Genomic DNA, 25230 nt, shown 5'->3' with positions numbered 1-25230 from the left:
AACATAAGATAGGCTATGAAGTAAGATGGAGGTGAAGACATTGGCTAATATTAAATCAGCTATCAAACGTGTACGTGTTAACGAAGAACATCGTCTACAAAACCAATCATTTAAAGCAGACATGCGTTCCCATATTAAGAAAGTGGAAGCATTAGTGGAAAGTAAAGATGTTGAAAATGCAAAAGCTGCTCTTCAAACAGCAATTAAGAAAATTGATAAAGCGGTACAAAAAGGATTAATTCACCAAAACAAAGGTGACCGTCAAAAATCCCGCTTAGCTCAGCAAGTTAACAACCTGAGCGCATAATAAATAACCACAACAGACTAAACTGTTGTGGTTTTTATTACCTGGAAAAGGCCGGGACAAACAGAAATTGGTATGCTAGCAAAACGAATAATCAAACCATAAACAGGTACTGTTCTAGTTACGAGCAATATAAAATTAAAGGAAACGCTACGAAGTAATGACAATCGATTTATAGAACCATCCGGAAAAATTTTATTTCGATTTACTGATTTGAGGAAAAGCCGAACGCAACTGGAATCTTGATTCATGAGATTTCAGTTTATGTTCGGCTTTTCATTTGACTGAAATGCTTTTTAATTATGATACACGTTGTCTTGTTGCAATTAATTGGTAAAGCAATAGTTCGAATGCTAACGATTTATCCATCCTGCCTGATTTTATTTGGGCATCCGTTTCAGTGAGAAGATCGATCGCACGTTTAAGTTCTTTTAATTGAAACTTTGCTTGTCTTTGCATCGATAGCTTAGCCACATACGGATGTACCTTAAGTTGCGATGCCATTTGTTGCTGCGTATACCCCTTTTGCTTTAATATTTTTACATGCATCAGTGTCCTGTATTGAGATGCTATAAGGGCGATTAACGCAATGGGTTCCTCATTCATTTTTTCTAAATCCTTTGTAATATCAATCGCTTTTGCTAGATCATTATTCATGATGGCGTCCATTAATTTAAAAGACGAACTACTCTCTTGACTGGACAACAACAACTTGGCGTCTTCTAGCCTTATTTCGTTCCCTTCGCCGACATATAAAGCGAGTTTTTCCATTTCGGAATGGATAATCATCATGTTTGTCCCAATTTCATTTATAAAATAAGTTATCACTTGCTCAGAAAGCTTCACATTATGCTGATTCGCAATCGAAGTAATCACTTTCTGTAACTCCCGTTCTTTTAGGGGTTCACAAGAAACGGCTTTTGTCTCTTTTTTTAATCGCTTGACAACTTTTTTACGTTCATCGACTTTCTCGTATGGTGCAATTAATACAACGATCGAATACGGTGCTGGATTTTCCAAATACTCAATCAATACATCCGGCCGGTGATCAACTTCCATTTTGGGAGGTTTTGCCTTTAAAAATGACGCATTCGTAGCCAAAATAATTTTTCTTTCACCAAAAAAAGGAAATGTTTCTGCATCTGTGATCACTTCCTGAATCGATGTCTCTTCTAAATCATATACCTCGAAATTGGTATCCTTCTCTTCTTTTTCTAAGCCATTGGATATTAAAGCTTGTTTTAAGGCCTCAATCATATATGTCTCTGTTCCGTAAAAATAATAAACAGGAGCAAATTTCTGTTTTTTCATTTCTTCTATACAACTTATGTAACTCATGCGCTCCACTCCAACTATATAAACTGTTTAATAAAAAGTTGAAAAAAACTTCAATATGTTTTATTGTATAATAAGATTGATGTAATGAAAAGATGTCAGCATGTAACTACTTATTTGAATACATAATAATAAAAGAGGGAAGCGTCATCATCCTTCCCTCCTCAATCTATATCAACGCAACTTCACTAGCCCCAGGTATCTAATCAAGTTGCGATATTTTCTTACATATAGATTGACCTAATAACCCAAATATATAGGTGTTAACTCTTGCTAAGTAAGGGAATCCTGTGACAAGGATGAAATAATTAAAGTGCATGCGACGCCAAGGTTTTAGAGATACTTAGATGCAAAAGGAGGTAGACAAAATGAATGAATTTGAAAAGGACGTACAGTCGAAACGTCACGACATTTTTGATGCAGGATTTGGTTTTGTGTTTTCATTTGTATTTTTCATGATCATTTTCTTTATCGGCGTTGTTTTTGACGCAATTGCATCATAACAGGAACGAGGCTAATTTCTTTAGTCTCGTTTTTTTTACGGCCAATCCTTCTAGCGATCGTGAGAAAACCATTCTAAACCATTCCTTGCTCTTGCTACATTATCCTATGGTAAGTAAGTGGAAACTGTTCCACTATCTGAAGAAAATTTATAGATAATTGCACCATTTATATCCGTTCTTAAGATCTGTACTCCATGAGCGGTCAAACGATCGACTACTTCTTGATCCGGATGGCCATATCTGTTGTTAACACCAACAGATATTAACGCAAGTTCAGGTTGGATCGTGTCTAAATAATTTTTAGAGCTTGACGTACTGCTGCCATGGTGTGCCACTTTTAACACATCAATCTTTTCAAATGGAAACTGACGGACTAATGCAGTTTCTCCTTTTTCTCCTATATCACCAGTAAATAACCAGGTAAGCTTCCCGAATACAGTTTTCATCACCAAAGAATTTTCATTAGAATCAGACAAATCCGATATTGGCGACATCACTTGAAACGATTGCTTATCAATAAGGAATTGGTCTCCACTTTCAACCGTAATAAAATCTGCTTGGCTAATATTCCGCCACTCAGCCAATTTAGTTTGATCAAAGAACGGGCTGGTTATGATTGCTTGCACGTTGTAATGCTTAAGAATATCGGAAACACTTCCAATATGATCATGATCTGCATGAGAGACGATGACGGCATCGATTTCAGTAATTCCCTTTGATTTTAAAAACGGATCGATAATTTGGTCAAAATTCTTTGATGAGGGCGATGAAAAATCTGCTGACATAGTTCCTGCTGCATCAATGATTATGACTCTCTTTCGGTATGGTAATTCCACCACAATCGCATCTCCCTGACCGATATCGAGCATCGTTACGTACCCATACTCATTTAAATACGGTTTGATATTGATGATTACTAACAAAGTAACCAATGCCATACTTAAGCAAAATGACTTCATAAATTGCTGTTTTTCTAAAAAATAAAGCATACCGCACATCAGACAGTAATACGGCAAAATAAATTCGGTTGGAAATTCACCTGTAACCCATGGAACACTTACCCAATCATTAATGATATGAATATTTTCAATCATAACATAATGCAATTCGGAAAAAAGACGATCCGCTAGGGACAGCACATTGGGTAAGAATGACAAACATAATATAAACAATAAAAATGGCATGACTATAACCGTAAAATACGGTATGATGATAAGATTTAGCAAAACCGAAAGAGGTTGGAACTGATAAAAATGCAAAAGCTGTAATGGTAAAATGATGAGCATACTAACGAGAGAGATTCTTAAGACTATCCATATGTAGTTTAACGATCCGGCGATTACTTTTCTAGAAAGTATTATTGCGAACGTTACCATAAAGCTGAATTGAAAGGCCAATGAATAGATACTATAAGAATGGAATAATACCATAAACAAAAAGACGATACTTAGACTATCGGTGATGGCGAATTTTACAGGTGATTTATGTATCGCTATCAGTACAATTGCCAGTAAACTCGCACGCCATACAGAAGCAGCTCCACTTGCCATTAACGGGTACAAAATCAATAAACAAACAACTAATAATTGTGCCCTTTCCAATGTAATGCGATATAGAAAAAGCAGCAAAAAATAAGTAATCGCTATAATAAAACCTACGTGTAAACCTGAAATAGCAAGTAAGTGAGAAAGGTTCCAATCCTGAAAAAGAGATACTACCTCTTCATCTAAATATTGCCGATCACCAAACAATAACGCAGCATACCAGGAGAAAGTAAAAGTACTTAGGCGCTCTTTCATGTGGCTTAAGTGCTTTTTTCTAGCATCATAAACATTTTGGAGAAACGACTGACCTTCACAGTCACTTTCAAATGTTGGTTCAATAACAAATTGATAATGAATTCCTTGTGAAGCTAAATAATACTTGTAATCAAATTGTCCAGGATTTCTCTTTGTAGGGATTGTTTCGAACTTACCAGTTAGCTTACAGGATGCTCCCGTGCGAAATATGTCGATATTTGGTTGGGATTGATCTGTGGAAGGATATAAATAAACTTGAACAAGCATTTCATCAGCAGTTTCTAATGTAAACCGGAGGAATTGACTTTGCTCTTCTATCATAGAAACGATCGTGCCTTGAAGCGTTTGTGAGGAAGTGTTTAATGGTTTACTTATTTCTAAGGATGGAATCTGGAAATAAGCTAAAAAAGCGAAAAGAATCAGAGAGGCAATAAAAAGATTGGTAAATCGAAAGCAATAATGCATAAACAGCCCCAGCATCGCCAGAACAAGCAACAGCCATAAGAAATTCCCATCATTAAATATAAAACAAACTAAATAGATGATGACATACCAATGCAGACGTTGATACAATCCATATCACCTCCCTTATTCACGATGTTCTATTGAGGTTTTAAGGAAATGCAAGATTGATCTAATTCCACTTTCTCGACATGCACACCAACTTCTTCAAATAATTCGATGGCATATGGATGATTTTTGTAATCTTCCGCGTAATAAACGGTTTTAATACCACTTTGAATAATGGCTTTGCAACAATTTAAACACGGAAAGTGGGTCACATATATTTCTGCGTTTTCCGTTGAAGCTCCAAATTTAGCACACTGTAAGATGGCATTCATTTCAGCATGTATCGTTCGGACACAATGCCCATCAATCACATAACATCCCTCATCAATACAATGAACACTACCGGAGACACTACCGTTATAGCCCCCGGCAATAATACGCTTGTCCCTGACAATAGTAGCTCCTACCATTAAACGTTGACATGTGCTGCGCAACGCTAGCAAATGACTTTGTGCCATAAAATATTGGTGCCAAGAAATTCTCTCCATTCCATTCATCCCTTTCCAATCACAATATAATAAAGTGTAACGTTGAAACTTTAAAGCGTCAATATCTATGGCACAAGAATAAATTCTTTCATGTTTTCTAATGTTTTTTCACCAATTCCAGTAACTTTTGTTAGTTCTTCAGGTGTTTTAAATCGACCATTAGTTTCTCGATATTCAATAATTGCTTGTGCTTTTACTTCTCCAATACCTGGGATCGTTTGAATCTCAGTAGCATCCGCAATATTAATCCTGATTTTTGCTTCATTATCTTCTGAAGCAACACCAAGCTCCATCGATACATTATCTGAAGTGTTTTTATCAGGAACCTGCACAATCATTTCGTCATATACCCTTTCTGCTAAATTAATGAGTTGTTGATTTGCCTTATTGGTAAAGCCACCTGCCTTTTGAACAACATCTTGTACCCGATCATCTTCATCCATTACATATACACCTGGTTGTTGTACTTCTCCTTTAATATCGACCATCACTTCTGTAGAAGGTTTGGATTTACCTTCTGATACAGTGGCTGAAGCTGGCGTCTCATTTATCATGATTTCTTCCCCATTCTGATCAGCCTTATCTACGGATGGATCGACAATTAGCCAAATTGCAATTGCGGCAACAATGACTATCACATACCAATTTTTCAAAATCCAACTCATGATTATCATTCCTTTATCATAGAATAGTAAAGTTGTTCATAGGATAGTGTTAGAAAATATGCAGGAGGCGATTTCTGATGAAATGGGGTCTAGTCGGAACTGGAAATATGGGGACCGTTTTAGTAACTGCTTTTCTCGAATCTAACGTGCTGTCACAAAATGACTTATATATTACGAACCGAACGATTGAGAAAGCAGAAGCTATTCAACATCGCTATAAAGATATACATGTAGAAAAGAATCTATTTGAATTAGTGGATCAAGTAGATACCCTCTTTCTTTGCGTGAAACCGAAAGATATGGTGGATGTGTTAGAAGAAATAAAACCAGTACTTGCTGACAATCAATTACTCGTATCCATAACAAGCGGAATGTCCGTAGAAGAAATTGAATCAATAGTTGATTGTCAGGTAGCTAGAATGGTACCTAGTATTACAAATTATGCACTTGCTGGCGTCACTTTACTGACATTCGGAAATCGAATCGATTCGTCAAGAAAAGAGTTGTTTATCAAGCGTTGCCAACGATTCTCTGAGCCAATTGAAATAGAAGAAAATACAATTCGAATTACTTCTGACATTGTATCTTGCGGTCCTGCTTTTTTTTCTTTTTTGGCGGAAAATTACATTCATCATGCAGCAAGTTTAACTGATATAACAACAGAAGAGGCAACAGCATTAATGGAAAAAATGTTTATTGGATTTGGTAAATTACTTTCGGAGAATCATTTTACGTTAAGTGAATTAATCGAAAAAGTATGTGTAAAAGGTGGCATAACTGGAGTTGGAATTGCTGCAATGGAAGCAAACCTTAATGAACTATTTCCGGAATTAGTCAAAGCAACTCACGGAAAATTCTCAGAAGATAAAGAGATGATAGCAAAGTTGATGGAAGGTTAACGAAAAGGAAATATTAGAAGTTACCTAAAAAAATTGCCCGGGAAACCGCAAATTACGACTAGTTTTGATCAAATAAAAGACAATATATGATATATTATGCAGAAATGGTAGAATGATGCCAAATTACTGCTCCTACAGCATGTCAATTGTCCCTATAAATAGCTAACCTATTTTATATTATTATTCGATAAAGAATGACGAAATTCCTGCTACAATAAAAAAATGTTAAAAACATCTACTTTCTTTTATTCACCGGAACAAGGATGAAGTAATTAGCAACTGGACACAATCCTGTTCCAGTTGCTAACGAATCCATTCTAACCTTACTGCTCCATTAACTCATCTACAGACACCATGTATTTCTGTTCTGGCTTATTCAGTGCATGAACTGTCGCATGACCAGTGCCCTGATCTACATGTTCGATGTACACTTGATCTCCTTTACATGTTACATGACACATGTCTGAAGAGTCCATGATTTCCTGTGCGCGTTGTGCATCCATTATTTCCCCTCCTCTTTATAGTGGTAACGAATTGTAGTATACTCATATCTTGGAAAGGTATGTATTTTCCTCAGACTAACTATTATTTAATATAAAACTTATTGACCAAATATAGGATCACTATCATCACTAATCCGATCCCGAAACCGAACGCCAAACCAATTAACATATTTTCCAGCAGAAAGCCAAGTATGACACCAATCACCATCGAATAGATCAGTTCCATTATGACCATTTTTTTCATATTCATGTCATTCATCCCCCAACAGACTTTTCATCTATTGTAGCATATTGGAGTGTTCAAGCTGTTTAGAGACTTTTAAAGTGTAGAGCACCAGAGCATCAGAATTATGTAGCCTTTCCGCAGCATGCCTGCAGAAAGGGATAAAAAGTATTTGTGCTTCATATGGATATTTTATCTTAATTTGCTTTTGCTTTTTGTCCAGAGGATTTTTTCGTTGTTTTCGATTTTTTAGCAGTCGTTTTCTTTTTCTTCGTTTTTGATTTATTTAGTGATTTCTCCAATGCTTCCATTAAATCTGTTACATTATCTTTACGTGGTGGCTCTTTTGCTGTAGTTACCTCTTCGCCTTGTTTTTTCTGCTCAATCAATGCTAATAAGGCTGTACGGTACTCATCATGATATTTCTCTGGCTCAAATGTTGCAGTGAGTTGATCAATCAGCAATTTAGCCGTTTCTAGTTCTTTTTCTACAATGGCTGGTTCTTCTGGAACATTTGGAACTTCCTTAAAATCACGCACTTCATCCGGAAAATAAATGGTTTCCATAATCAACGTGTTGTGATAAATACGAACTACCGCCAAATGTTGCTTAGAACGAATCGTGATTTTCGCCAATCCGATCTTACCCGTTTCCTCTAGCGCATTTCTTAGCAATGCATAAGCTTTTGTTCCACCTTCATTCGGTGATAAATAATAACTACGGTCGAAATAAATCGGATCAATTTCCTCCAGCTTGACGAATTCAATAATGTCCACTGCTTTCTCTTCATTTTCCTCTCTGAGTGCTTCTAGATCTTCCTGCTCCAACACGACAAACTTATTCTTGGTATACTCGTAACCCTTAACCATATCCTCCTGGGAAATTTCCTTTTCGCAAACCGGGCATACCTTCTCATATTTAACCGGTGAATGACATTCCTTATGCAGATTTTTCAGTTTAATGTCTTTGTTTTCTGTAGCAGAATGTAGTTTTATCGGGATATTTACTAAACCAAAACTAATCGTTCCTTTCCAAATCGTATGCATCTCTTAACACCTCTTTTTCTAACTAGTTTTTCAAATTCTCACATAATCATGCAAACGAACGGAAAAAATAACATAAAAGATATAAAAACAAGGGGCGTTGTCCACGTGTGGAAACCGATGTTGCCAACTCTTACAAGCCAAGTACCAACAGGTCATCAATGGTTATATCAAATAAAATATGATGGATTCCGTTGTGGATTATACTGGGATAAAAAAGAAATCACTATAATAAGTCGTAATGGTCACGATCTGACAGCTAGCTTCCCTGAAATTACCCTTTGGTGTAAGGAGCATCGTGACTTTTACGAAAGATATTTCCCCCTACAGTTGGACGGAGAAATTGTTCTGTTACTAACTCCATACCGCTGTGACTTCAGTCAAATTCAAAGAAGATCGAAGACAAAACGAAACAAGAAAGAACAGCATAACGTAACGTTTATCGTCTTCGATCTGCTGACGTGCGAGGCGACCAATTTACGTAATAAACCATTCACAGTAAGGGATCGAACTCTGCATCACTTATTCGAGGAAAATATCGAAACTATCCAAAAAGCACCTACTTTTGAACAGTTGGAAGATGTGGAAAAATTGGTTGCTTTGCACCAGGCAGAAGGGTTTGTCGCCAAGAAAAAAAACGCACCCTATAAAGAAGGAAAGCGCAGTGAATCCTGGTTAAAGATTAAAAACTATCGTACCGTCCAAGGGGTTGTAACAAAGTGGAATAGTAATAATGACTACTTTACAGTTAGTTATTATATGGACAATAAGCTGCAAACGTTAGGGAAATGTAAAAACGGATTGAAAAAGGAAGAAAAAGATACGTTACAAACATTTATTAAACAGAATGGAAAGAAAGTAAACGGTACAACTTGGAATGTGTCACCATCAATCTGTTTGGATATTCAATGTCTTGACGCCAGTAAAGAAGAATTACGTGAACCGCATTTCTCAGCATTCCGTTTTGATATAGAGCCAGAACATTGCAATACTGAAGCGATCAAATTTGGGTTAGCACAAATTCCGGAACGAGTATCGGTGTCCAAATTGGACAAATTGCTATTTCCTGAATACTCTAAATTAGATTTTTTGTGTTATTTAAGAACGATGGCTCCATACATGCTTCCTTGGATAAACGATCGAAAATTAACGATTATTCGCTATCCTGATGGTGTAAGTGAACCATCTTTCTATCAAAAACATTTACCTGACTATGCACCTTCCTTTCTCAGACCAAAGCATTCAGTCGGTGGTGATGCTGCTATATATTGCCAGAATTTTGAAAGCCTTCTGTGGTTTGGTAACCATGGAGGCTTGGAGTTTCATATTCCTTTTAACAAACAACAGCATCATCAGCCGGATCAGATTGTCTTTGATTTAGATCCTCCTAGCCTTAAGGAGTTCTATCTTGCTGTTCGGGCAGCATTATTAATCAAAGAAATGATGGAGCATCAAAAATTGAAGCCATACATCAAGACTTCCGGAAAAACTGGACTACAAATTCATATCCCTGTCAATAATTGGACGTACCAGCAGACACGTGAATTAATGGAAGCTACAAGTAATGTATTAATACAAGCCTATCCGGATCAGTTTACCAGTGAAAGATTGATAAAGAATCGTGGAAATCGTCTGTATATTGATTATGTGCAGCATGCAGAGAGAAAAACAATCATTGCTCCTTATTCCACACGTGCAACAAATCAAGCAACCGTAGCTACGCCTTTATTTTGGGAAGAAGTTACCGAAACATTGGATCCAACCATTTTCACTATCCGATCCGTATTGCAAAGAATCCGAGAAAAAGGTTGCCCTTTCTTTGATTTTTATAGGCATCTTGAATAGCAAGACTAACTCTCTACCCTCATGCACCTGAAATAGTGATTAAAGTGATCTGGCTCTGATTGAGAAATCGTATAGGAAGCATACTCGTACCAATTCCACTATCTATATAGAGCTGCTGACGAACAGAAAGCGCGAACAAGCCTTGGTCATAAGTTGGAAAGAATCCTTGATCCGGGGCAACTACAGCTCCAATAAACGGCAATCGAACTTGTCCCCCGTGTGTATGGCCACTTATGATCAAGTCAATCTCATTCGGTAACGGACCTTGATTCACCGGGGGGGTGTGTGATAATAAAACAGTAAAGATTTGATGATCCAGACCTTTCACTGCATGCTCGATATTACTTTGCCCAGTTGATAGATCCACCACACCGGCTATCTGGAAACTAGTATGGCCTAACAGTATTTGCACATTCTGATTATCCAATATGTTCACGCCAGCTTCACGGAGACCCTTAAATAACGATTCGTGTAAAGGATTGTCCCAATCGTGATTTCCTGAAACATAAAATACCGGAGATTGACTGATCGATAACTGTTCAACAAATGAGAGGACATCATCGATATTTTCCGTACTGCGATCCACAATATCCCCTGTCAGCACAACCACATCTGGTTCAAGTTGGATAACTTTCTCAAGTAATTTTTGATTATCTTCACCAAATTGCTTATTATGCAAGTCTGATATCTGTAATATCTGAATGGACTGGTTTCGATTCAATTTTTCATTCGACAATTGAACCTCCGCTACTTTTAACGCATTTGTATCATAATAAACTTTAATACCTACAACTATTGCTATCATACATCCTGTAATAATCAATAAGATTCCATACATTTTTTTGTTATTCATTCCCTCTACTCCAGACATTTTCGCTTTGAATTAACTTCATACCTGTAAGAAAAACTGGGAAAGCCCACCCGGTCCTAACTAACAAAATAATATACAACTACCTATAATATGGATTATGTAAAGTGGAACTGTTTGACTTTGTGGTAATTTTGATAGATTCATTTGCTTAGCAAAGCTCCGGAAATATGCCTCCGCAGGACGCGAAGTGGTTGGCCGGAGCGGTATGCCAGCTAAGCATTTCAAAATGACTTCAACGCTAGACATAGTCCATATATCTTCATGTTCAGCATGATTACTTCTATGACTGTACTTATATACTTTCTTCACTCACTACAGAAAAACCTCTTAAGCACATTATGACATGCTTAAGAGGTTTTTGCTTTACTCATTAATTCCAGATTTCTTTGGTTACTTCTACAATATATTTCAGTTTTTTCCACTGATCTTCTTCTGTCAATTTATTACCGTGATGAGTCGATGCAAATCCACATTGAGGGCTTAAGCACAACTGTTCAAGTGGTACGTATTTGGCAGCTTCCCCTACTCTTGCTTTGATTTGTTCTTTATTTTCTAATTCACCAGTTTTTGAAGTGAATAAGCCCAATACCACTCGAGCACCGCCATCTGGAATATAGTCTAGCGGCTTGAATCCACCAGAACGTTCATCATCATACTCCAAGAAGAATCCATCCACTTTCTCTTTTGCAAACAGTGTCGGTGCAATGAGATCATAACTTCCAGAGAAAGCCCAATTAGAACGGTAATTTCCACGACATAAATGCGTGGTCACAACTAAATCTTCCGGTTTGTCTTCTAAAACACCATTCACTACACGTAAAGCTAAATCAATTAAATAATCTCTGTCATACGCACCATCATTAAAAGGAATGTCCGGTGACGATAATCCAGCAATATAAACATCATCAAATTGCAAATATCGTACACCTAAATCGTAAAAAGCTTTAATGGCATCACGGTATGCCTGAATGACATCACTTGCAAAATCCTCAATATCCGGATAAATGGTTTCATTACGAATCCCTATATTAAATAATTGATTCGGACTTGGGATCGTTTGTTTAGCATCGGCACGGCCATTGACGATCTCATTAAATTCCTTAAAATCTTGTAAGAATGGATGATCTTGATTAAAAGAGATTTTTCCATTATTGCGAATATTGTAACGCTCTGTTTCTTCGTTTCCGTTAAATATGTAACCAACTTCTGGTACATAACCTTCAATTCCATTCAAATGTTCCAAGAAATCCGTATGCCAGAAGCGGCGGCGGAACTCCCCATCAGATACTAATTCCAGACCAACTTCAATCTGCTTATCGACAATGTGTGCAATTTCTTTGTTCTCTACTTCTCGCAATTCTGCTGCACTTATATTTCCTTCCTGATACGCTTTTCTTGCCTCCAATAAACTTTCTGGACGTAACAAACTTCCTACATGATCTGCTCGAAATGGTGCTGTTACTGTTTTTGTAGACATACTGCAATCCTCTCCTTCAGCTAATTGTTTGCAATAATTCTTATCCAGTAAAAAAAGACCCCCTATAAGAAGAAGGTCTTTAACGTTTAAAAACTTATTCCTCTTATCTGTTGGAATTAGCACCATGTCTTCGTATAGACTGGTTGCTGAGACATCATTAGGCCAAATCCCTCCGCCTCTCTGGATAAGAAATTATCTGAAATTATTACCACAAACACATATTACTACATAACAGAGATTGGATCAACCCATATTTGTTAAAAAATTTCAAAAAGTCTTACAATTTCCTCATTCTCCGCATAAACTCCCAGTTTAAAAGCAATCCTAGATAAATGATTAACCTGAAGAAATTACTCTAGAAAAATGAATTTGAAAGGACGGTGGCAATCATTAAGCCATCTTATCCTCTTCCGTATCCATTAAATATAATAAAACATCGATTACAAAACAAAAAAAGCTATTACGCAATTAAAGATCAGTTATCTGAACCTGAGCAAAAACTAATTAATCAGATTAACCATGACACCAGACAATATAATCGAAATAACGTCACACGTACAGAAGCTTATTTTCGCTTTTATCAGCAATTTCCAGAAGTCGAATGGAGCTTTTTGGCGCATATGGTATCAAGAAATGCCGGTTGGAATATGACCGATCTTAAAGGCAGTCTATTATCCAAACTACTGACAAAAGAACAGCAGCAATACTTTTTTCATTTTTTAGAACGGAACAATTGGCTGATATTTCAAGATGCCTATCCTCAGTTGCGCTTATACGAAGCGAGTATCCGCCTTAGCAAGAATATGTTTTACATGCTTCCGTTATTTGGAGTTTCCTACTTTATGAAAGTGATATGGGATTACTTTTATGAAAATAGACAACGTTCTCTGATTACCAATGCTTTGATTATCAACGAACAAAATTACATCGAAAACCGTGTCATTAACAACCCACAATATGCTAGAACGAATATGGAGGCGCTCGAATTTATCGTTCAGCAGATGATGCAAATGAACCAAATTATGTTTCCTTACAAGAAAGAGCATAAGGTCCAGTTAGTCGGGTTAAATGTCCATCGCTTTGAGTCATTACCTAACCGAATTGACATCGGAAAACAACTTTATCAAGTATTATTTCACCCAAAATATTATGCAGCCATTTATCAATTCGCGGTTAAAACGCCTCATTCTGGATCAAGAAAAGATTATTGGCCATCAGTCTTTCGCGAAAGTTGCCATGATCCGTTAATAAGAATAGAAAGGGAAACTCCAGCTGCCTGGCGGTTGAAACCATTATTCAGTCCGAAGCTAAGCGATGTTTGGACAGATATTCAACACCCGAATAGCGAAAAGGAAGATTGGTATACAGACTGGCACACTGTATATTTACTAGATCAGATGAACCCTCCGAAAAATCCAGACATACTACCGGCATACCATCAAACACTAGCGAAACTTCAACTGGCGGTAAAAATCAAAGAGTGGATCGGAAAGTAAAGGCAAGCAGATGACGGTACTAACCTACAATTCTAAGCAATTGTTCGGGGGAATATTGATAGCATTTCAATTGTTGCAACATATTGCAACTAAATCCTATCATATGCAGTTTATGATCACGAAGATTATCTTCGGTTATTCTCTTATATACTCTAATTACTGTCGATGTGAAAGAAGTTGTATAACAATTTTGCTATTATGAAATATTTTATGTGCGTAGCAAAGCTCAGGGAATATGCTCCGCGTCCTGTTGGGCACGGCTTCAGCTAGGCTACTACTTGGACTAATTCTTTGTTGCCTTGTGCCGAAGAAGCTCACTTCGAAGCGATAACTTGTAGACACAGGCACAGATAAAGTGGATCTTCAGCTCGTACTGACGCATGCGGAGTCTCCGCATATTTCCTACGCTTAAGTGAAACTCCACAACGATTGGAACATCTATAAGCATTGGTGCAAAGCTTTTTTCACCTCATGTAATTGTTTTATATAGATCTTAATGTAATAGATTAATATGCTAGCACTTCTATCAGTTGTAGAACTTAAACTTTAGCGCAGGCCAACCACGTAGACTCCACGGAACTGCAGGACGCGGAGTGGCTGGCCGGAGCGGTATCCTAGCACATTAAATCTGTCAAAATCAACTCAACTCTTGTTAGCAAATAGTTGCATTACTTCGTAGTTTGCTTCAACTCTATATCACTTCATAATAAAACCGGTCGTTTTCTAGTACGCGCGCTTCGGTTATGACAAGCTTCATTGTATTTAAGTTCTACGGGAAATTTGTTGAATAGGGTCCCAAACACTGTTGTAGGGTGGCGCATAGGAAAGATCCAGATCTTGCAGTTCCTGAATTGTCATTTTATTATACAAAGCAGTAGCAAGTACATCAATTCGCTTATCTGTCCCTTCTTCACTAATCACTTGCCCCCCCAATAATTGATTGGTTTGGCGATGATATAATAGCTTGATATGTAATAGATCAGCACCAGGGTAATATCCTGCATGATTAGTGCTCTTTCTCGAAAGTGCTTCATACGGTATTTGTAATTTCGTCGCCTCTGCTTCCGTTAATCCAGTTCTCGCTAATGATAAGTCAAAGAATTTGATAATAGAAGTTCCGACAATCCCTTTAAACGTTAACGGATTCCCCGCCATATTTGCTCCTGCAATCCTGCCTTGTTTATTTGCTGTCGTTCCAAGTGGAATATAATCTTCCAACTGTTTTACAATATGATAATCTGTCGCACAATCCCCCGCTGCAAAAACATTGGCTGCCGAAGTTTGCATATACGGATTAACGCGAATAGCTCCTTCTTCATTACGCTGGATATTAGAATGCGCAAGGAATTCTGTATTAGGTTTGACTCCAGCACTAATTAGAACCAAATCACTAGGATACTGAGATTTATCTGTTATGACTTTCTGGACTCGTTGGTTGCCGCTAAAACCTGTGACCTCTTCCGTTAAAATGACTTCAACATTGTGCTTACGCGCCTCATTTTCAATGAGAGCAGCCATTTCATTATCGAAAATGCTGGCGAGTTGATCTCCTCTTTGTATCAACCTTACTTTTTTTCCAAGAGAAGTGAAGCTTTCTGCCATTTCCAAGCCAATATAGCCACCACCAACAATCGTTATCTGCTCCACTTTCTCTGATAAATCAGCCATAATAGCTTTTGTGTCAGGTATTGTTTTTAAACAATGAATCCCTTCTAGATCACTCCCTTCCCATTCTGGCATAATCGGATCTGCACCAGTAGCAATTAATAAACGATCATATGTAATTTCGTGCTTGCCTTGTTGATTCACTCTATACCGAACTGTCTGACTGGTGACATCAATATCGATAACTTCTGTATGTATTTTGGCATCAATCCCGTATTTATTTCGAAACGTCTCTACAGAACGTGCTATGACAGATTCAGTTGATGGGACGAGTCCGTTTATAACATAAGGTAAACCACATTGACCATAGGAATAATCAGCACCTCGTTCTAACACGGTTACATCAGCATTGTTATCTGTTCGAACGATTTCCATTGCTGCACTCATTCCGGCTGCTACACCACCAATAATCACATATTTCATAATCATTACCTCCTCTTAATAGAGATGTTCCCCAAATATGGGTATTTTAAGCCTTGGAATCATTGTCAGGTATTACCGATGATTGAACCATTAAAAAGTTTGGCTGCTTCCGAATCTTTTTATATTTGTCAGGAAATCGTTGTTTAAACACATCCGTTGGTAATGGTTCGATTACCTGATCGAGCTTAAAATAACGAATCGTATCATTAATTACTCGCTGTAACGGCCTTCGATACATTGGAACCTGAAAGGACTCTCCTTGCTTTTTCCATTGATCAATATAAGCCTCTACCGAAAAATAGTCAGGTTGTTCAGCGAGTCGAATCTCTGTTAAAGGATGGTGGATCGAATACAGCAGTTTTCCACCAGGTTTTAGTATCCGAGAGAATTCTCGAAATGTCGGCTGCCATTCTTCCAGATAGTGGAGTGTTAAGGAACTGATAACATAATGAAAACGATCTTGCTCAAAAGGGAGTGGCTCTGCCAAACTTAATTGGCGAATGTCAGCTTGATCACCTACTCGTCTTTTGGCTGCTTCTACCATTTGTTTACTAACATCAATTGCAATTACTTCTGCACCTCGTTGCAATAATGTTTTGGTATACCAGCCTGCCGCACAACCGGCATCTAATACTTTGAGCCCGTCCATCTTTTTTGGTAATAGATTCATCATTGCTGGTCGTTCATATTCCGTATTGTATAGACTATCTGTATCGACTGAATTCTCATAAATACTGGCCAACTGGTCAAATACACTCTCGATCGGATTATTCATACATTCACCTTTTCCTAGAGAATTAACGTGCTACTTGAAAATGTGCCAGCAATTCGCTGGCATGATGTATTTCCTGGTCTGCTTCGTAAACAGTATTGCTAACGGTCCGCTTACGATGATTCATCCAGATTGCCTTCCACCCCACATGTTTTGCCCCTTCTATATCTTTTTCGAAGGAGTCACCAATATAGACTGTATCATCTGGATGACAACCAAGAGCTTGTTCTACCACTTGAAAGATCTCCAATTTCGGTTTTGCCACTCCATACGAACCAGAAATAAAAATATGATCTGCTGGAATCCATTGCTCCAGACCTAATTGCTTTATTTTCATTGTCTGATGTTCCGTGTCGCCATTCGTTAATATTGCCATCTGTTTACCGGAATCTTTTAAATAAGTTAAGAGCTGTTCCATTTCCGGAAAAAGTTGAATCTTGGCCTGTTCCCTTTTGTATTGCTGGTGAAAGCTGGCTGCTTGCGCTTCAGTAATGACAATATTAAAATCTTGACACGCTTTTATAATTCTACCTGTCTGCCATTCGTATATAGAAATTTCTCCTGCTTCACTCTTGTCAAATAAAATTTCACTATACTCCCGGCTTCGACGGTAAATCTGATCCAATTCATCGTAGGAATAATAGCTAGCTATAATCTTGCGAAATGTATGATGAAACGATAATGACTGATCATACAATGTATCATCCACATCAAAAATAATGGTCTTCATGGTTTCTTCCTTCCCTAAGCTAAAAATTCTTGTAAAGGGGCTTTCAGTTTCTTCGTATCTTGATAACCTTTCCTGTACAAATCCATCAATTTATTTTTATTTTTTTCTACCCTGCCCACTGTTAACTTCTCATTTGGAGAAATAATAAAAACATTTCCCTGTTTTTCTTGTTCATACAAATACTGCAATGTGTCATTGTATACCTGATGACGTTTCTCAATCGCTTTAATCAATCCTGGAAAGTCTTTGTACTTTCGCTTAATGTACCAGTTTTGACTTGCACGCTTTTTGAAATAACCACGATTTCTAGTCAACACAACAACATTTTTCTGATTGCCATCCTTCATCGATTGTACAATAGGAATCGGATCGGCTATACCACCATCCATTAAAACTCGACTCTGAAAATTAATCGGAGGTGCTACAACAGGCAGTGAACTAGATGCACGAATTACCGTCATCATATCCTGGGCATATTCCGCTTTACTATAAAAGACAGGCTCTCCTGTTAAACAATCCGTTGTACCAACGACAAATTCTTCTTTTGCAGATTGGAATGTGTGATAATCAAAAGGAACCAATTGATTAGGAAGCGTATCAAACAGAAAATCCATTCCGAATAACTGCCTCTTTGTTACCCAGTTGCGTAAGGATAAATAATCTGGATGACTGACATAATCAATATTAACCTTTTTATTGCGTTCGATTTGTCTGGAGATATAGGAGGATCCATTACATGCTCCTGAAGATACACCAATTACGTATGGTATGTAAATATTCTGTTCCATTAAAAAGTTTAGAACACCGGCAGTAAAAACACCCCTGCTGCCTCCGCCTTCTAATACTAATCCAATATTTTTCATTTATATCGCCTCGAAACTCTTATTATATTCATCTCTTCTCATTATCTAACAAAAAACAAATAATTTCCAATCATACATTTTGTATAGGAAGAAAAAATGATTCTGACGGGAATCATTTTTCAATACCAAAAAATTTGGTATACTTACAAGTAAATGGAAAAGGAGAGGTTACTTATGAGCCAGCACGGATGTGTAAAATGCGGAAGTACAAATGCGAATCAAAAAGAAGTGTCGATGACTGGAACAGGATTATCGAAAATGTTTGATGTGCAAAACAATCAATTTTTAGTCGTATACTGTGAGGATTGCGGTTATTCAGAGTTTTATAATAAACAAGCATCTAAAGGATCCAATATCCTTGATTTATTTTTTGGATAATCGTTTGACTGACAGAACATTAACTAACCCATAAAACTTGAAAAACCCCAAGCAGTTTTGCTTGGGGTTTTCTTTACACTTCTAATGCCTCCACTACTTTTTCAGCTGTACTTTTACTGGATTGCGGATTTTGTCCTGTTACTAAAAAACCGTCTCTAATCGCATGATCAGACCAGTTTTCTTTCGCTGAGAAGTGGGCACCATTATCTCGTATCTTCGTCTCCAGTAAAAAGGGCATATATTGATCTAATTGCATTTCTTTTTCTTCACTGTCCGTAAAAGAAGTGACATGCTTATCTTTCACTAATGGCGTACCATTTCGATAAGTGGCATTCACTAAACCTGCCGGTCCGTGACAAACGGAACCAATGATCCGATTATCTTCAGCAAATTGCTGAAGTAAATATTGTAATGTTTCATTTTCTGGAAAATCAAACATTGTTCCGTGACCACCTGGCAGAAAGATCGCGTCAAATCCATGGACATCCTCTTTACTTACCTTCGCAGTATCTTTGAGTTCTGCTTCTGCTTCATTCCATTCCGGCTTGTCCTCGACACTGTTCGGATCTAGTGCTACTTCTCCACCTTCGATACTTGTCACCTTTACACGGTAACCTTTTTCTTTAAATACTAAATAAGGGACGGCGAATTCTTCTAGCCAAAGCCCTGTTTTATGCTGATCTCTTATTTTTGTATGATTGGTTACGACCATTAAAACTTGTTTTGTCACATTATTCCTCCTAGCAAGTCCTTATGTTGCTTCCATAATTCATCATACCCGTTTGTCTGATGTGCTCAAACATCATCTATTAGGCGATCACCCATTTTATCTGGTTATTCACCCATAAGACATGTTAGTGGAATATACTAAAGCACGACAGGTTGGAGGTGATTACCATCACTCGTTTATATCAATATCCCGATCAGCAAAAACTTTCCAGTTGGGAACAAACGGTCTTGGAAAGCTTCAAACAAAAAATGACTGATCGGCAACGTCCCTTTCCATGCATTCCGGCAACCATTGGTTTTGCTACGAATCAATTACGGTACGGCTTTGTCGGCGATCCTGCTGTTGATTCAACCATTCGCGATGTAGCAGCATTGCTTACAGCCTACACAAAACAGTCGAGAGCATATGGACGCTATACTTCGCTTATTATATTCTTTCAAATTTCTGAGAATGCTGAGCTTTCTCCATCAGTAGAAAATTTCGAAAAAATCTTTTGGAATCATTTAGAACGACTAAATAAATACGATGAGAAGGAATGGCCATCAGATATTCCAACAGACCCCCACCATCCCGCTTGGGAGTATTGTTTTCATGGTGAGCGGTATTTCATGTTCTGCGCTACACCGGCACATAAAAATCGGATGAGCAGACAATTTGATAGTTTCATGCTCGCTATCACCCCTCGATGGGTATTAGAGCAATTTAATAGTAGTCCAAAGCATGCAGAAAAGATAAAACAACAAATCAGAAAACGGATAGATAACTATGACCAACTCACTATTCACTCTGCATTAAATAGCTACGGTGAATCTGATAACTTTGAATGGAGGCAATATTTTTTACGAGATGACAACAGCTCATTATCAAAATGTCCTTTCCATCGATAATATGGTGGACTTCACTATTTGTGTTCGTTGTTTGCCTGCGCCAATGCTTGTATTTGGGTAAAGAACTTTTCAACTGTTGTGGAGCCGACACGGTCGTATTTAGCCAATATGAATAATTCCTGAGGCAATTGTCCGACATATTCGATTCCATCATGGTGCATTTGCCGCAAGAAATAAGGAAAGCCCGTGAAATATGAATCAGTTAAAGGAATGTTGGCCAAACGTTCCGTCATAATAAGGTGTTGATTTCGGAAAAACAATAAAAGCTCTCCAGGACGTTGATGTGCTATTTTTCTTCTGGTCCATTCCTGCTTGACAAATCGAACTAAATCATCATACATCTGCTGCTCATTTTCGGCCTTATATCGTTTTACGAAAGTTGAAATGCCCTCCAAGTCTTCTGGAAGCTCACTCATAATCCGTGCTTGCTGGACACCTCCTAAAGCTACCATAAATCTGGTAGAATTTTCAAATCGCTGTGGCAATAAGAATGCATCTCGCAAAAAATAGGGAATGTCAATGGATTGTTGCTTGTAGGTAATTGTTCTAATAATTGTTTCACCAGGCAGACTGACAGTTTGCTCAGTGAAATGACGCTCTTCTTGAACCTCTGTTTCTGTCATAGACTGAAAATGGTCGACAAGACGTTGTTCCAATGCATGTAATTTCAGTTCTAGTTCTTGAATGTCGTATTTATGATCTGTTGTAAGGCTCGGCTCCTGATAGGTTGGGACGGTAATGGAAGGTGATCCATACACCTCCACATACCACTTCATCACAACATATAAAGCTTCCCAAGCTTCCAGTGCTTCACGATAACGAAATGCGCGTAATTGGTGAGCTGCTTGGTTACCTAAATGTCGAATTCTATCCAACGCTTCATATGGGCTCTCGGTTAACAATCCATTCGTTTGCAATAACTTGATTTGGTCGTTTAGATTGTTGGACTCCCCAGCATCAATTTCTTCTATTCGTAATACACGTTGTACAAGATTCTCGATAAATGCTCGTGAATGAGTCAACATCGTTCTCGGACTGGAAAATACGCTAAATTCTAATTCCCGTGCAATTGCCGCTAAATCATGGGATAATTCGTTAAGAAAATAATAAAAATAGTTCTGTTTCACATCTTCCATCTTGATTCGTTACCTCTCTTGTTGTCTTTTTTCAGTCCAAATGAATTTCTCACGAAAACATGAGAAAACGAGGTCAGAAAGTAATCCTTCTACCTCGTTTATTACTTGCAATTAGTACTGTCGTTTGAGCAATTTGAAATACCGGGGGCATATCCGAGCAACTCCTCCTCCGAAATTCCGCAGGCACATTTATCTATGACGGTATGGAGAGCTTTTAGTTCTTCTTGCAAACGAAAAAAATTCGTTCGTTTTCTTCTGGATTCTCTGCTTCTGTTACTGAGAAATCGCCATAAATGCCTTGCAAATCAAACCCTGTTTGCTCTAATAATTGAACATACGTGTCTACTGCAAACGTACGTTGAACATGCTGTTCATCAAAACGCTGATATTGACCGGTCAATTCATCCAGCAGAAAAAAGGTGAGATCATGCTCGACACTCCCCACCTCTTCACCTTGTTCACATAACCAGACATAGGTAATGTCTTCATATATTTCAGAAAATGTATGACCAATCATATCCTCGGCAAAATGCTTAAGGCTGTGTATATCAAATATGAAATAACCACCATCCACAAGACAATGCCGGACATTTCTAAAAACTGTTTCTAAATCATTAGTGGATGTAATGTAGTTGATGACATCACACAAACTGACCACAGCATCAAATCCATGTAATCCATTTAATTCTCGAATATCTTGTTGAATATACTGAATTCCAGATGAACTGGATTGCGCGTATGCCAGCATATCTTCCGAAAGGTCTACACCAGTTACAGAAAAATGAGCATTTGCAAAGCGCTTGCTCATTCTTCCCGTACCACATCCTAAATCGAGAAGTTGGCCACCTTTAATGAATTGTTCAACAAAAGCCTGCCAATTGTCATACAATTCGTCATCCATTAACATATCGTAAATATAAGCTAATTTAGAGTAAACCATTTATAATTTCACTTCAAGCTGTGGAGCATCTCCCCACAATTTCTCCAAATTGTAATATTGCCGTTCATCACGATGAAAAATGTGACATACCACGTCGCCAAGATCAACCAATACCCATCTCGCTTGATCAAAACCTTCCAATCGTTTCACTTCAATTTCTTCTTCTTGTGCAAGATCTTTCACTTCCCGAGCAATTGCTTGTACCTGGCGTTCGTTTGTTCCCTGACAAATTAAAAAATAATCAGCGATTAGCGAAACATTTTTCATATCCATAATAACAATGTCTTCTGCTCTTTTGTCATCGCATGCTTTTGCTACTTGATCAGCTAATTGTTTACTATCCATTCATGTTCCTCCCTATTTTTTCATTATATAATTGAAATGTATCAGGATAAACCGGTTGTTCTTTTCCCATTAAAAACTGAATGGTATTCCTGGCTGCTAACCAGCATGCCCTGTCGATATTTTCGAATACCAGCCCTCTGACTTCCTCAACACCCGCGAACTCTCTGCCAGGCTCTACGTAGTCTGCAATAAAAATAATCTTATCCATTAAGGTCATATTACGCTTACCAGTAGTATGCCAATAAATAGCGCTCTGTATTTCAGGGTCCGAGATCCCCACTTCACGTTCGATCATGACAGATCCTACCGGTCCATGCCATAATTCCTGGTGGTATTCTAACAGATCATGAGGCAGTTTTTCTTGTATAATCCATCTTTTCATTTCTTCTGGATGACGGTATTTTGCGTAATCATGAAAGATAGCAGCTAGTTCAACTTTTTGACGATCAACTTGATAATGGCCTGCTATGTCTAATGCCGTTTCCATCACGCGAACCGTGTGCTCGTACCTTTTTTTTGTTAATTGTCTCTCTACTATTTTCAATGCTTCTGCTCTGTTCATTTCTTTGCACTCCCTTTTACTAAAAAAAGGATTACTACATTTTATGAATATAATTGATATTTATTAATCATTGCAATGACTTCCGGAGAGGTCAAATACCTTATAGACTCACCAGACTGGAGCCGATCACGAATCATGGTAGATGAGATTTCGATTAAAGGCATTTCCACTTCTTCTACCTTATAAATCGTATCTAACGTATATCCGGGCCGTTTCACGCCAATAAAAGGGACTAGCTTCATTAATTCATTAATTCGATACCAGTTCGGCAAATATTCCACCATATCGCCACCAATGATAAAGTAAAATTGGAAGTCAGGATACTGTTTTTGCAGTAACTTGATGGTATGAACCGTATAGGATTTATCTTCTCTGTCTACTTCTATCGTGTTAACGGAAAAAGCAGGATGATCTTGTATCGCGATTCGTGTCATTTCCACTCTGTCTTTTGCTGTCGTATTTGCTTCTTCTTTGTGCGGCGGCTTAAAAGATGGAATAAACCAAACCTCGTCTAAATCCATCTGTTGATAAGCGTGCTCCGCCATGAGTAAATGACCATAATGCGGCGGATCAAAGGTGCCGCCGAATAAACCAATTCGTTTCATGCTGGTCACCTGCTTTTAAGGTAAAGTAATTTGTTTGTTTTCTTGTGATTCTTTATATAATACGATAGTGTTGCCAATAAGTTGCACAACAAATGCCTCTGCACCTTCAGCCAGTGCATCTGCTACGTCGTTTTTATCTTCCATACAGTTTTGCAAGATTGATACTTTAATCAATTCTCTCTTTTCCAATGCTTCATAAATTTGTTTGATCATATTATCGTTGACACCGTCTTTACCGACTTGAAAAATCGGGTTCAAATGATGTGCTTGCGCTCGTAAAAAGCGTTTTTGTTTACCAGTTAAATTCAATTATTTTCACCTCTTAATTTTTTCTCTAATTCATCTACAAGATGATTAATTTCAAGCGTATGTCCGGTCCATTTCTCGAAAGCCAATTGTCCTTGATATAACAACATCGCGTGCCCGTGGTGGATAGCTGCACCGCGAGCAGATGCATCTTGTAGCAACTGTGTCATAATTGGTTGATACACAATATCACTTACTACAGCATCAGCAGATAGATTGGCTAGCGAAATTACTTGCTTAGCTATGTGCGGCTTCATGCCGACAGAAGTTGTTTGTATGATAAGGTCATAATTGGCCAACTGTTCTTCCGCTTCTTGAAAGGACAGTACTTGTGAGTCGATATCTGGTAATCGCATGGAAGCAATTAATTGTTCCGCCTTATTTGCAGAACGATTCGCTATGTCCACACGTCCTATTTGTTGTTGAATCAATGCACGATAAATGCCACGGGCTGCTCCACCAGCACCTAATAATAACACAGATGTGTTTTTATTTAAAAGATTTGGAAATGGTTCAGTTAAAGAACGGATATAACCTGCACCATCCGTGCTGTACCCTTTCCACTTTCCATTAACTGATACAACTGTATTGACAGCACCGAGTACTTTTGCATCCTCATCAATTTCATCGAGGAAGTCAACAATTACTTGTTTATAAGGGACAGTGACATTAAAACCATCTAATTCTTCCTGCTTTAAATGTTTTAAAACCTTGGGAAGCTGTTGATGATCCCCTTCATATAATTTATATTCCCCATCTAATCCTGCTAAATCCAAAAATTGTGCGTGAATCCAAGGTGAAAGCGAATGACCGATTGGATGGCCAATTAACCCTAATTTATAATCCAATTACTTCTCCTCCCCTATT

At 37.8% G+C, this 25230-nt stretch carries 27 protein-coding genes, 1 pseudogene and 1 riboswitch; of the genes and pseudogenes, 7 read left to right on the top strand and 21 right to left on the bottom strand.

Annotated elements, in window-relative coordinates; translation table 11 throughout:
* The first annotated feature begins 40 nt into the window (after nt 1–40).
* Nucleotides 41–307 carry a 30S ribosomal protein S20 gene (gene rpsT, locus MUN88_RS15140; RefSeq protein WP_244716485.1) on the top strand — a complete coding sequence of 89 codons (267 nt, stop codon included), beginning with the start codon at nt 41–43 and terminating at the stop codon, nt 305–307.
* Between the two features lie 297 nt (nt 308–604).
* Here the strand turns inward: rpsT and holA are convergent, their stop codons facing one another.
* Nucleotides 605–1642 carry a DNA polymerase III subunit delta gene (gene holA, locus MUN88_RS15135; RefSeq protein ID WP_244716483.1) on the bottom strand — a complete coding sequence of 346 codons (1038 nt, stop codon included), beginning with the start codon at nt 1640–1642 and terminating at the stop codon, nt 605–607.
* Between the two features lie 365 nt (nt 1643–2007).
* Here holA and MUN88_RS15130 point away from each other — a divergent pair, with 365 nt between their 5' ends.
* On the top strand, nt 2008–2142 hold the full coding sequence (locus MUN88_RS15130) for a YqzM family protein (protein ID WP_244716480.1): 135 nt from the start codon (nt 2008–2010) through the stop codon (nt 2140–2142).
* Nucleotides 2143–2246: 104 nt separating this feature from the next.
* Here the strand turns inward: MUN88_RS15130 and MUN88_RS15125 are convergent, their stop codons facing one another.
* The 3 genes and pseudogenes from MUN88_RS15125 to MUN88_RS15115 form a co-directional block, all read right to left on the bottom strand.
* A complete protein-coding gene (locus MUN88_RS15125) occupies nt 2247–4514 on the bottom strand; it encodes a DNA internalization-related competence protein ComEC/Rec2 (protein ID WP_244716478.1) in 2268 nt (755 codons plus the stop codon).
* Nucleotides 4515–4546: 32 nt separating this feature from the next.
* Nucleotides 4547–4999, bottom strand: a pseudogene (locus MUN88_RS15120) (ComE operon protein 2); the annotation flags it as partial.
* Between the two features lie 65 nt (nt 5000–5064).
* Nucleotides 5065–5664 carry a helix-hairpin-helix domain-containing protein gene (locus tag MUN88_RS15115; RefSeq protein ID WP_244716474.1) on the bottom strand — a complete coding sequence of 200 codons (600 nt, stop codon included), beginning with the start codon at nt 5662–5664 and terminating at the stop codon, nt 5065–5067.
* A 77-nt stretch (nt 5665–5741) separates the two neighbouring features.
* Here MUN88_RS15115 and comER point away from each other — a divergent pair, with 77 nt between their 5' ends.
* Nucleotides 5742–6563 (top strand): late competence protein ComER, encoded by an 822-nt coding sequence (gene comER, locus MUN88_RS15110; RefSeq protein ID WP_244716472.1) that lies wholly within the window; start codon nt 5742–5744, stop codon nt 6561–6563.
* A 323-nt stretch (nt 6564–6886) separates the two neighbouring features.
* Here comER and MUN88_RS15105 read toward each other — a convergent pair whose 3' ends face one another.
* The 3 genes from MUN88_RS15105 to ku form a co-directional block, all read right to left on the bottom strand.
* Nucleotides 6887–7066, bottom strand: a complete 180-nt coding sequence (locus tag MUN88_RS15105; protein ID WP_244716470.1) for an H-type small acid-soluble spore protein — start codon at nt 7064–7066, stop codon at nt 6887–6889.
* An 82-nt stretch (nt 7067–7148) separates the two neighbouring features.
* Nucleotides 7149–7316: a hypothetical protein gene (locus MUN88_RS15100; protein WP_244716468.1), complete on the bottom strand. Its 168-nt coding sequence runs from the start codon at nt 7314–7316 to the stop codon at nt 7149–7151.
* Between the two features lie 170 nt (nt 7317–7486).
* On the bottom strand, nt 7487–8335 hold the full coding sequence (ku, locus tag MUN88_RS15095; protein ID WP_244716466.1) for a non-homologous end joining protein Ku: 849 nt from the start codon (nt 8333–8335) through the stop codon (nt 7487–7489).
* Between the two features lie 105 nt (nt 8336–8440).
* Between ku and ligD the strand changes: the two genes are divergently transcribed.
* A complete protein-coding gene (ligD, locus tag MUN88_RS15090; protein WP_244716464.1) occupies nt 8441–10177 on the top strand; it encodes a DNA ligase D in 1737 nt (578 codons plus the stop codon).
* Nucleotides 10178–10196: 19 nt separating this feature from the next.
* Here the strand turns inward: ligD and MUN88_RS15085 are convergent, their stop codons facing one another.
* Both MUN88_RS15085 and MUN88_RS15080 read right to left on the bottom strand, forming a co-directional pair.
* Nucleotides 10197–11030, bottom strand: coding sequence for a metallophosphoesterase (locus MUN88_RS15085; protein ID WP_244716462.1), 834 nt, complete (start codon nt 11028–11030; stop codon nt 10197–10199).
* Nucleotides 11031–11418: 388 nt separating this feature from the next.
* Nucleotides 11419–12525, bottom strand: coding sequence for a 5-methyltetrahydropteroyltriglutamate--homocysteine S-methyltransferase (locus tag MUN88_RS15080; protein WP_244716460.1), 1107 nt, complete (start codon nt 12523–12525; stop codon nt 11419–11421).
* 100 nt (nt 12526–12625) lie between these two features.
* A riboswitch (SAM riboswitch) is annotated at nt 12626–12716 on the bottom strand.
* Between the two features lie 189 nt (nt 12717–12905).
* Between MUN88_RS15080 and MUN88_RS15075 the strand changes: the two genes are divergently transcribed.
* Nucleotides 12906–14021 (top strand): DUF2515 family protein, encoded by a 1116-nt coding sequence (locus tag MUN88_RS15075; RefSeq protein WP_244716458.1) that lies wholly within the window; start codon nt 12906–12908, stop codon nt 14019–14021.
* Nucleotides 14022–14783: 762 nt separating this feature from the next.
* Here MUN88_RS15075 and MUN88_RS15070 read toward each other — a convergent pair.
* The 4 genes from MUN88_RS15070 to MUN88_RS15055 are packed head-to-tail and all read right to left on the bottom strand — an operon-like array spanning nt 14784 to nt 18474.
* Nucleotides 14784–16109 carry a CoA-disulfide reductase gene (locus MUN88_RS15070; protein ID WP_244716456.1) on the bottom strand — a complete coding sequence of 442 codons (1326 nt, stop codon included), beginning with the start codon at nt 16107–16109 and terminating at the stop codon, nt 14784–14786.
* Between the two features lie 46 nt (nt 16110–16155).
* Nucleotides 16156–16884 carry a class I SAM-dependent methyltransferase gene (locus MUN88_RS15065; protein ID WP_244716454.1) on the bottom strand — a complete coding sequence of 243 codons (729 nt, stop codon included), beginning with the start codon at nt 16882–16884 and terminating at the stop codon, nt 16156–16158.
* Between the two features lie 22 nt (nt 16885–16906).
* Entirely contained in the window at nt 16907–17611 is a 705-nt protein-coding gene (locus MUN88_RS15060; RefSeq protein WP_244716452.1) for an HAD family hydrolase, read from the bottom strand.
* A gap of 14 nt (nt 17612–17625) precedes the next feature.
* Nucleotides 17626–18474 carry a patatin-like phospholipase family protein gene (locus MUN88_RS15055; protein ID WP_244716450.1) on the bottom strand — a complete coding sequence of 283 codons (849 nt, stop codon included), beginning with the start codon at nt 18472–18474 and terminating at the stop codon, nt 17626–17628.
* A gap of 174 nt (nt 18475–18648) precedes the next feature.
* Between MUN88_RS15055 and MUN88_RS15050 the strand changes: the two genes are divergently transcribed.
* The gene (locus tag MUN88_RS15050) at nt 18649–18852 is read left to right on the top strand and encodes a zinc ribbon domain-containing protein (protein ID WP_244716448.1); all 204 of its coding nucleotides are present in this window, start codon (nt 18649–18651) and stop codon (nt 18850–18852) included.
* A gap of 73 nt (nt 18853–18925) precedes the next feature.
* Here the strand turns inward: MUN88_RS15050 and MUN88_RS15045 are convergent, their stop codons facing one another.
* Nucleotides 18926–19582, bottom strand: a complete 657-nt coding sequence (locus tag MUN88_RS15045) for a type 1 glutamine amidotransferase domain-containing protein (protein WP_244716446.1) — start codon at nt 19580–19582, stop codon at nt 18926–18928.
* Between the two features lie 167 nt (nt 19583–19749).
* Between MUN88_RS15045 and MUN88_RS15040 the strand changes: the two genes are divergently transcribed.
* Nucleotides 19750–20469, top strand: a complete 720-nt coding sequence (locus MUN88_RS15040) for a YqcI/YcgG family protein (protein ID WP_369809997.1) — start codon at nt 19750–19752, stop codon at nt 20467–20469.
* 14 nt (nt 20470–20483) lie between these two features.
* Here MUN88_RS15040 and MUN88_RS15035 read toward each other — a convergent pair whose 3' ends face one another.
* The 7 genes from MUN88_RS15035 to aroE all read right to left on the bottom strand — a co-directional run bounded on the left by MUN88_RS15035 (nt 20484) and on the right by aroE (nt 25211).
* Nucleotides 20484–21605 carry a DUF4145 domain-containing protein gene (locus MUN88_RS15035; RefSeq protein WP_244716442.1) on the bottom strand — a complete coding sequence of 374 codons (1122 nt, stop codon included), beginning with the start codon at nt 21603–21605 and terminating at the stop codon, nt 20484–20486.
* 214 nt (nt 21606–21819) lie between these two features.
* Nucleotides 21820–22545 carry a class I SAM-dependent DNA methyltransferase gene (locus MUN88_RS15030; RefSeq protein WP_244716440.1) on the bottom strand — a complete coding sequence of 242 codons (726 nt, stop codon included), beginning with the start codon at nt 22543–22545 and terminating at the stop codon, nt 21820–21822.
* On the bottom strand, nt 22546–22890 hold the full coding sequence (rsfS, locus tag MUN88_RS15025; protein ID WP_244716438.1) for a ribosome silencing factor: 345 nt from the start codon (nt 22888–22890) through the stop codon (nt 22546–22548).
* A complete protein-coding gene (yqeK, locus tag MUN88_RS15020) occupies nt 22883–23452 on the bottom strand; it encodes a bis(5'-nucleosyl)-tetraphosphatase (symmetrical) YqeK (protein WP_244716436.1) in 570 nt (189 codons plus the stop codon). The genes rsfS and yqeK overlap by 8 nt, the downstream gene beginning before the upstream one ends.
* Before the next feature lie 41 nt (nt 23453–23493).
* Nucleotides 23494–24057 (bottom strand): nicotinate-nucleotide adenylyltransferase, encoded by a 564-nt coding sequence (locus MUN88_RS15015; protein ID WP_244716434.1) that lies wholly within the window; start codon nt 24055–24057, stop codon nt 23494–23496.
* 15 nt (nt 24058–24072) lie between these two features.
* On the bottom strand, nt 24073–24366 hold the full coding sequence (gene yhbY / locus MUN88_RS15010; RefSeq protein WP_244716431.1) for a ribosome assembly RNA-binding protein YhbY: 294 nt from the start codon (nt 24364–24366) through the stop codon (nt 24073–24075).
* The gene (gene aroE, locus MUN88_RS15005) at nt 24363–25211 is read right to left on the bottom strand and encodes a shikimate dehydrogenase (RefSeq protein ID WP_244716429.1); all 849 of its coding nucleotides are present in this window, start codon (nt 25209–25211) and stop codon (nt 24363–24365) included. The genes yhbY and aroE overlap by 4 nt, the downstream gene beginning before the upstream one ends.
* Nucleotides 25212–25230: the final 19 nt, after the last annotated feature.

This window comes from Gracilibacillus caseinilyticus (assembly GCF_022919115.1).
GTDB lineage: Bacteria > Bacillota > Bacilli > Bacillales > Amphibacillaceae > Gracilibacillus > Gracilibacillus caseinilyticus.
Note: the sequence above shows the minus strand (reverse complement) of the source record. Positions and strands in the feature narration are given on the sequence as shown.